The 6,652-nt window shown below is 66.2% G+C and carries 6 protein-coding genes and 1 pseudogene; 6 read left to right on the top strand and 1 reads right to left on the bottom strand.

Annotation, left to right across the window (positions count from 1 at the left end):
- The 5 genes and pseudogenes from MJ783_RS14470 to MJ783_RS14450 form a co-directional block, all read left to right on the top strand.
- Positions 1-565: pseudogene (locus tag MJ783_RS14470) on the top strand (ABC transporter ATP-binding protein); the annotation flags it as partial.
- Entirely contained in the window at positions 562-1,383 is an 822-nt protein-coding gene (locus MJ783_RS14465) for an ABC transporter permease (protein ID WP_239310962.1), read from the top strand. The pseudogene MJ783_RS14470 and the gene MJ783_RS14465, both read left to right, overlap by 4 nt.
- Before the next feature lie 73 nt (positions 1,384-1,456).
- Entirely contained in the window at positions 1,457-2,164 is a 708-nt protein-coding gene (locus MJ783_RS14460; protein WP_370651629.1) for an MOSC domain-containing protein, read from the top strand.
- Positions 2,165-2,450: 286 nt separating this feature from the next.
- Positions 2,451-3,242: a class I SAM-dependent methyltransferase gene (locus MJ783_RS14455; protein WP_370651628.1), complete on the top strand. Its 792-nt coding sequence runs from the start codon at positions 2,451-2,453 to the stop codon at positions 3,240-3,242.
- Positions 3,243-3,747: 505 nt separating this feature from the next.
- Complete coding sequence (locus MJ783_RS14450) at positions 3,748-5,466, top strand: arylsulfotransferase family protein (protein ID WP_239310959.1); 1,719 nt, start codon at positions 3,748-3,750, stop codon at positions 5,464-5,466.
- A 107-nt stretch (positions 5,467-5,573) separates the two neighbouring features.
- Here the strand turns inward: MJ783_RS14450 and MJ783_RS14445 are convergent, their stop codons facing one another.
- A complete protein-coding gene (locus MJ783_RS14445; RefSeq protein WP_239310958.1) occupies positions 5,574-6,131 on the bottom strand; it encodes a GNAT family N-acetyltransferase in 558 nt (185 codons plus the stop codon).
- A 320-nt stretch (positions 6,132-6,451) separates the two neighbouring features.
- On the opposite strand from MJ783_RS14445, the gene MJ783_RS14440 reads away from it, so the two are divergent.
- Complete coding sequence (locus tag MJ783_RS14440; RefSeq protein WP_239310957.1) at positions 6,452-6,637, top strand: hypothetical protein; 186 nt, start codon at positions 6,452-6,454, stop codon at positions 6,635-6,637.
- Positions 6,638-6,652 lie beyond the last annotated feature (15 nt).

Here is a 6,652-nt window from a genome sequence, read left to right as displayed (position 1 = left end):
GCGGCGGCTCGATCTGGCGCTCGGCATCGTCGGGCGGCCCCGTCTGTTGTTCCTCGACGAGCCCACGACCGGATTCGACCCGTCAGCCCGGCGCGGGGCGTGGGATCTTGTCCGGTCGCTGCGTGATCTCGGCACGACGATCCTGCTCACCACCCATTACATGGAGGAAGCGCAGCAACTGGCCGACCGGGTCGCGGTGATGGCGGCTGGCCGGATCGTGGCCGAGGGCCCGCCGGACTCCCTCGGCGGGCGGGACACCGCCGCCGCGCACATCACGTTCACCGCACCGCCGGGGGTACGCGCGGCGGACCTGCCGATGGCGGCCACCGTCACCGGCGAGCAGGTGCTGATCGAGACCGGCGAACCCACCCGCACGCTGCACGTCCTGACCGGTTGGGCCGTCGACCGCGGGTACGAACTGCCTGGGCTGGCCGTGACCCGTCCCAGCCTGGAGGACGTCTACCTGCAACTGACCGGCGCAGGCGCAGATGCGGACGCAGGCGTTGACGGCGGCGCCGACGCCACAGCCATGTCGGGCACGGCAGCCGTGAGGGGGACGGGGTGACCGAAGCGAGGCGCGGGCCGAGCGGGCGGGCGGGCGGCGGGCTGGGCGGTGAGGTGCGGCTGATCGTCCATCAGGCGCGGTTCGAACAGCTGACCTTCTGGCGTAATCCGGCGTCGGCGTTCTTCACCTTCGCCTTCCCGCTGATGTTTCTTGTGATCTTCGCGTCGCTGAACACCGGGACCACGATCGATTTCTTCGGTGGGCTGAACTACAACCAGTACTTCATCCCGGGCATCATCGCCTATGGTGTGATCGCCGCCTGTTTCATGAACGTGGCGTTGAAGCTGGCGATCCGCCGCGATTCGGGTCTGCTGAAGCGGGAGCGCGGCACGCCGTTGCGGGCCCGGGACTTTCTTGCGGGTCTGCTGCTCAACCAGCTTCTGGTGGCGATCCTGCTGGTGGTCCTGACGGCACTGTTCGGCGTGCTCTTCTATGGCGTGACGTTTCCGGGTCACTACGTTGCGCTGCTGGTGGCGCTCGTGGTGGGGGCGGCGACGTTCTGCGCCTGTGGTGTCGCCGTGGCCGCGATGGTGCCGAACGCGGACGCCGCCCCCGCGGTCATCAATCTCGTGATGTTTCCGATCCTCTTCCTGTCGGGGGTCTTTTTCCCGGTCAGGCCCGGCTCCACCATCTCCCACATCGCCAGCGTGTTCCCTGTCCGGCCGCTGGTCCAGACCATCTTCGCCGCGTTCGACCCGCGGCTGCCCCACGGACCCGGCAACGGTTTCGCCTGGGGTGACATCGGCATCATGGCAATCTGGTTCGTCGTCGCCTCGATGTTCGCGGTCCGTCACTTCCGGTGGGAGCCACGGCGATAACAGCCGTCCGTTATCATGGCTGGCGATGTCGTGAGGGGGAGCCCGCGGTGCGTCCGAGAACTGTTTGATTATGATTTCTCTGCTGTCAGTGAATCTTGGGGCCGCCAGCCGTACCGAGTACTCGGAAATCGGTATGACCGGTATTGACAAAAGGCCGGTCAGCGCCGCTGTCGAGGTGCGTGCTCCTGGTCCCAAAGGCGTCGGCGGGAGTGGGCTGGTCGGTGACCGGGTCTGCGACCTGAGGCATCACGGCGGGGACGACCAGGCTGTTTACGCGTACGCGCGGGAGGATTTGGACACCTGGTCGGTGGAACTGGGCCGGCCGCTGCCATGCGGGGTGTTCGGGGAGAACCTGACCACTGTGGGAATCGACATCACAGCCGCGCTGATCGGGGAACGCTGGCGGGTCGGCGAGCATGTCGTGCTGGAGGTCACGAACCCCCGCATTCCCTGCCGGACGTTCGCCGGATGGCTCGGTGAACAGGGCTGGGTCAGGACCTTCACCGACCGGGCGGTCCCCGGGGCCTACCTGCGCGTCATCGAGGCGGGGATGATCCAGAGCGGCGACCCGGTGACGGTCATGGGCCGGCCCGATCACGATGTCACGGTCGGGCTTGTCTTCCGGGCGCTCACCACGGAGCCGGGGCTGCTGCCCCGGCTGCTCGTCGCCGACACGCTCGCGGACGAGGTCAGGCAGCGAGCCCGGCGGCGCCTGCCCGTCGAACTGCCTGCCGAACTGCCTGCCGAACTGCCTGCCGACCTGGACGACGCCAGCGGCTGACGCCAGCGTGCGCATCGCGCGTGGAGGATCGGAGGATGCGCTGGCACCGCACGGAACATGAGCGGGCGTTCTCAAGATCCGAACTGTGCGGAGATCGACTTGGGGTGAAAGGCCGGAGCGAAGGGAACGCCCCGCCGATGTCGGCGAAACATCCGCAGCTGCCGGTGGGTAGTTTCTGAGGTGATCGATCTTATATAGTGAGATGATCATCTCGAATGGTAGAACATGATGCTACGGTCAACGGGTGGACGCCGATGAGGGAGTACAAGCTGGTGGGCAGCGTGCGATCTACACGCACGGGCATCACGAATCGGTGTTGCGATCGCACCGCTGGAGGACCGCGGAGAACTCCGCGGGATATCTGCTGCCGCACCTGAGGCCGGGAATGGCCCTGCTCGATGTCGGGTGCGGCCCTGGAACGATCACTGTTGACCTGGCCGGCCGGATCGCTCCGGGGCGGGTGACGGCTGTCGAGGTCACCGAAGCGGCCGTTGAGCTCGCCCGTACGCAGGCACGGGTGCGAGGCCAGGGCAATATCAGCTTCGTGGTCGGCGATGTCCAGGCACTGGACTTTCCCGATGGCTGTTTCGATGTGGTCCACGCCCACCAGGTACTGCAACATGTCGGCGATCCGGTACAGGCGCTCCGGGAGATGCGCCGGGTCTGCAAGCCCGGTGGCATGGTCGCCGCGCGCGACAGTGACTACGCCGCCTTCACCTGGTATCCGGCCATCGCGGAGCTCGACGAATGGCTGGCGCTCTACCACCGTGCGGCATACGCGAATGGCGGTGAACCCGACGCCGGGCGCAGGCTGCTGTCCTGGGCACGCCGGGCCGGCTTCGCCGCCGTCACCGCGACCTCGAGCACCTGGTGCTTCTCCTCCTGTCAGGATCGGGCTTGGTGGGGTGAAATGTGGGCCGACCGGATCCTGAATTCCGCTCTCGCCCAGCAGTTGGTGGCAACCGGGATGGCCGACCAGCGTGACCTCCAGCGCATCTCGTGCGCGTGGCTGAACTGGGCGGCGGCCGAGGACGGCTGGTTCTCGATCCTGCACGGCGAAGTTCTCTGCACAGCCTGACAGCGGTCGATGTGCACATGGGACGGCCCGGCCCAGGCAGCCGCCGAATTGTCTGACCAACCCCGTGCTGCCGCGTCCCCTGCTGTCGGTCGCTCCAAAGCCAGCTGGCAGGTAATCCGCTGGTCGAGATCCCGGTCCTCGTGGCCAACTGCGCACATGTGGCGCTGTGCCGCGCTGACGCGTGTTTTCCATGAAGCGAGTCTTCGAGCATGGCGGGTACGCCCGTTCCGGGCAATGCATTTCGTGAGCCGACAGCCCTGACTTTGTCGGTAACGGTGACCGGGCGGGCGGCTCGCCGGCGCTGTCCCGTTACGGTTGACGGCCAGCCGGACCGGCCGGCGTGTCGGCGGTGGCAGAAGCTTGGTCCCGACCTATTCTTGCTGGCGTTCCGCAATGCTGTGGGGCAACAGAACCGGTGCGCGTAAACGGTATCGGGATAATAGCCGTGCCAAGGGCTCGGATACCTCAATCGGACAGCGGCGTCCGGTGCCAAGGGAGGTCGGCAATGGCGGTGCGAAAGCTGTGGGCGCGCGGCGCAAGAAGAGGGATGGGCGGCCTGGGTGCCGGTGTGCTTGCTGTTGGGTTTGTCGTCGGGGGCGGGGTGTCTCCGGCCGCGGCGAACTGGCAACCGGACTCGTCTCGCCTGTGCGCGACGGAACCCGCCCCGCCGTCGGGAGATGTTGGCACACCGAGCACGCCGGCGCCGATCACGTCAGGCAGTGACGTGTGGAGCTTTGTGTCCGAGCCGGACCTGCATCCCATGCGGGTTACCGTGACCGCGCGGCAGCCGGGCACGGCCCCTGGGCACATCTTTGTCGGTCCCTACAGCCTTGGCCAGGTGGTCGGCCAGACCGGGGCACTGACAGTCGACAACTCCGGCGATCCGGTCTGGTTCCGTCCGCTGCCGTCCACGGCCCTCCAGAACGCCGACGTCAAGGTTCAGACCTATCGCAACTCACACACTGGAAAGACTCAGCCGGTGCTGACCTGGTGGCAGGGATCCATCGCCATTCCGCCGACCTACACGAATCTGCCGGGCGGCGCGCCCGAGCCAGGCGGATGCTACTACATTTACGACACCAACTATCGCCTGGTCAAGACGGTCTCGGCCCGAAACGGTTTCAACGCGGACGAACACGAATTTCTCCTGACCAGCCGGGGGACCGCGCTGTTTCTCGCGTCTAAACCAGTGCCGATGGACCTCCGTCCCTATGGGGGCTCGAAGGACGGGGCCGTCCTGGACAGCCAGGTTCAGGAGGTCGATCTCGCAACGGGGAAGCTCGTCTTTTCGTGGGATATGCTGGAGCACGTGAACCTGGCGGACTCCGAGGTGTCGGCCGCTGATACCTCGTCATCCGGCGGGGTGTGGGATCCTTACCACGTGAACTCGATCGACGAGGGCGCCGGAGACCAGCTGTTGATCTCCGCTCGAAATATGTGGGCGATCTATGACGTTGCCCGGAGCACCGGGGCGATCAACTGGCAGCTCGGCGGCCGGAAGAATGATTTCACCTTCGGTCCTGACGCGGATTTTTATTGGCAGCACGACGCACGATTTCTGCCGGGAAACAGGATCAGCATGTTCGACGACGGCTGTTGCAACCAGCCGGGCGGCGCACCCGAACAGCAGTCACACGGCCTGATTATCGGTCTTGACTTCAGCAACCACAGCGCGACCGCCGTGCGGACCTACTATCATGCGCCACCGTTGTACTCGGCATCCCAGGGAAATACCCAGCGGCTCGCAAACGGCAACAGGTTCATCGGGTGGGGGCAGAGTTCGTACTATTCGGAGTACGCGGCCGCGGGGAACGCTGAGAACAACGGCCTACGAAGCCTGCGCTACGACGCGAAGATGCCGGGTTCCAACATCTCGTATCGAGCGTTTCGGAACGAGTGGGTCGGTATTCCGTACTACCCGCCGAGCGTGGCGGTGCGCGCCGAGGGCGGGCACCACGTCGTCTACGCCTCCTGGAATGGTTCGACGGAAACGAGAGCGTGGCAGGTGCTCGCCGGACCGGACGCCGACTCCCTGTCGGTGGTCGTTGGACACGCCAGCCGGTCCGGCTTTGAGACGGCAGTCGCGACGAACAGCCCAGGACCGTACTTCCAGGTGCGGGCGCTGGACGTGACCGGAAAGGTGCTGCGGAGCTCCAAGGTGGTGAAGATCGACGGCATCGACGGCATCGACATCGACATCGACGGCGGTATCGACATCGATTGATCGCCGGCCGATACCGACCACGACCGTCACCGTGTTCCAGCCGTGGATGCGGACCACCGCCTACCAGCAGTTGCCAGGCGCGGATGAGCCGCTCCTGATCGAACGCCCTATCCTCGGGCACTCTCATCGCTGTCCAGCATGAGCAGCATCGGTACGTAGACCTTGCCCGCCGGGTCGTCCATGTCGGGTTCGGGGCCGCCGGCCAGCGTGAAGCCATGGCGGGTGTAGATACGCACCGCGGCCGTGTTGGTGGGCACGACCCACAGCCGGACGCCGATCGCGCCAGCCGTTCGTGCCCAGCCCACGGCGGTGTCGAGGAGCGTGTCGGCCGCCCCTGTACCGCGTATGGCCGGCGCGACCCACAGGGCGGCCAGTTCGCGGAACTCGGGCGCCAGCGATGGCTGGTAGACGTCGACCATGCCCATCGGACCGTCGTCCCGTTCCGGGTCGTAGCCCGCCGGGTCGTCCCGTTCCAGCAGGAAGGTCGCGTGCGTGTCACCTGCCGAGTTGCGTAAGGCGTGCGCCCGCCAGTCCGCACTGGGACGGGCGCTCTCGCCCGCCAGGGTCTGCCAGAAGGACATGGGCGCATCGGCCAGGGCCGCCAGCCGGACGGCACGCAGCCGTTCGGCGTCGTCCGGATTGATCCGACGTGCACGGATGATCATACCCATGTCGCCAACACCCGGACCGCATGGCTCTCAGCAGGGTGGCACTGGACGCGAGCCGGCACCATCCACACATTACAAGATCTGTATATGGCCGGGCGCGACGGCGGATCGCGTGGATCAGGGCGCAGCGGCCCGTACCCCTGGCTGAGCCTGTGAGCGGGATCGAGCAACCCGACATTCGCCTCATAGTCGAGCATCTGTATACTTAGGACGAAATTACATCCGATTCACCCCACTCCGGCAGGCCCCCGTATCACGACCAGATCCAGCCCTGGGTACGGGGGTTTCGTCGTCTTTATGGTCACCAGGAGGGCGTCATGATCGAGTCTGTCAGCGAGATCGCGGCGGTACTGGCTGACGCGGTCCAGAAGAGCCACGATACGGCGGTCCGGCTCGATCGAATAGGCGCACTCACTGAGATCGCGGGGTGGCATCTGGAACGGGGCAGCACCACCGAGGTCGCGCGGCTCCTGGCGGAGATCCGGGAGGTGGTGGCCGGGTAGCCCGAGCCCGTCAAC

The organism is Protofrankia sp. Cj3 (genome assembly GCF_917627355.1).
Taxonomy (GTDB): domain Bacteria; phylum Actinomycetota; class Actinomycetes; order Frankiales; family Frankiaceae; genus Protofrankia.
The sequence above is the reverse complement of the archived record's forward strand: the minus strand, read 5'-3'. Positions and strand labels throughout refer to the sequence as shown.

Bases quoted from the DNA above. Each gene is read 5' to 3' on its own strand.
- MJ783_RS14440 (WP_239310957.1), top strand. From the start codon at position 6,452: ATGATCGAGTCTGTCAGCGAGATCGCGGCGGTACTGGCTGACGCGGTC.
- MJ783_RS14445 (WP_239310958.1), bottom strand. From the start codon at position 6,131: ATGATCATCCGTGCACGTCGGATCAATCCGGACGACGCCGAACGGCTG.
- MJ783_RS14450 (WP_239310959.1), top strand. From the start codon at position 3,748: ATGGCGGTGCGAAAGCTGTGGGCGCGCGGCGCAAGAAGAGGGATGGGC.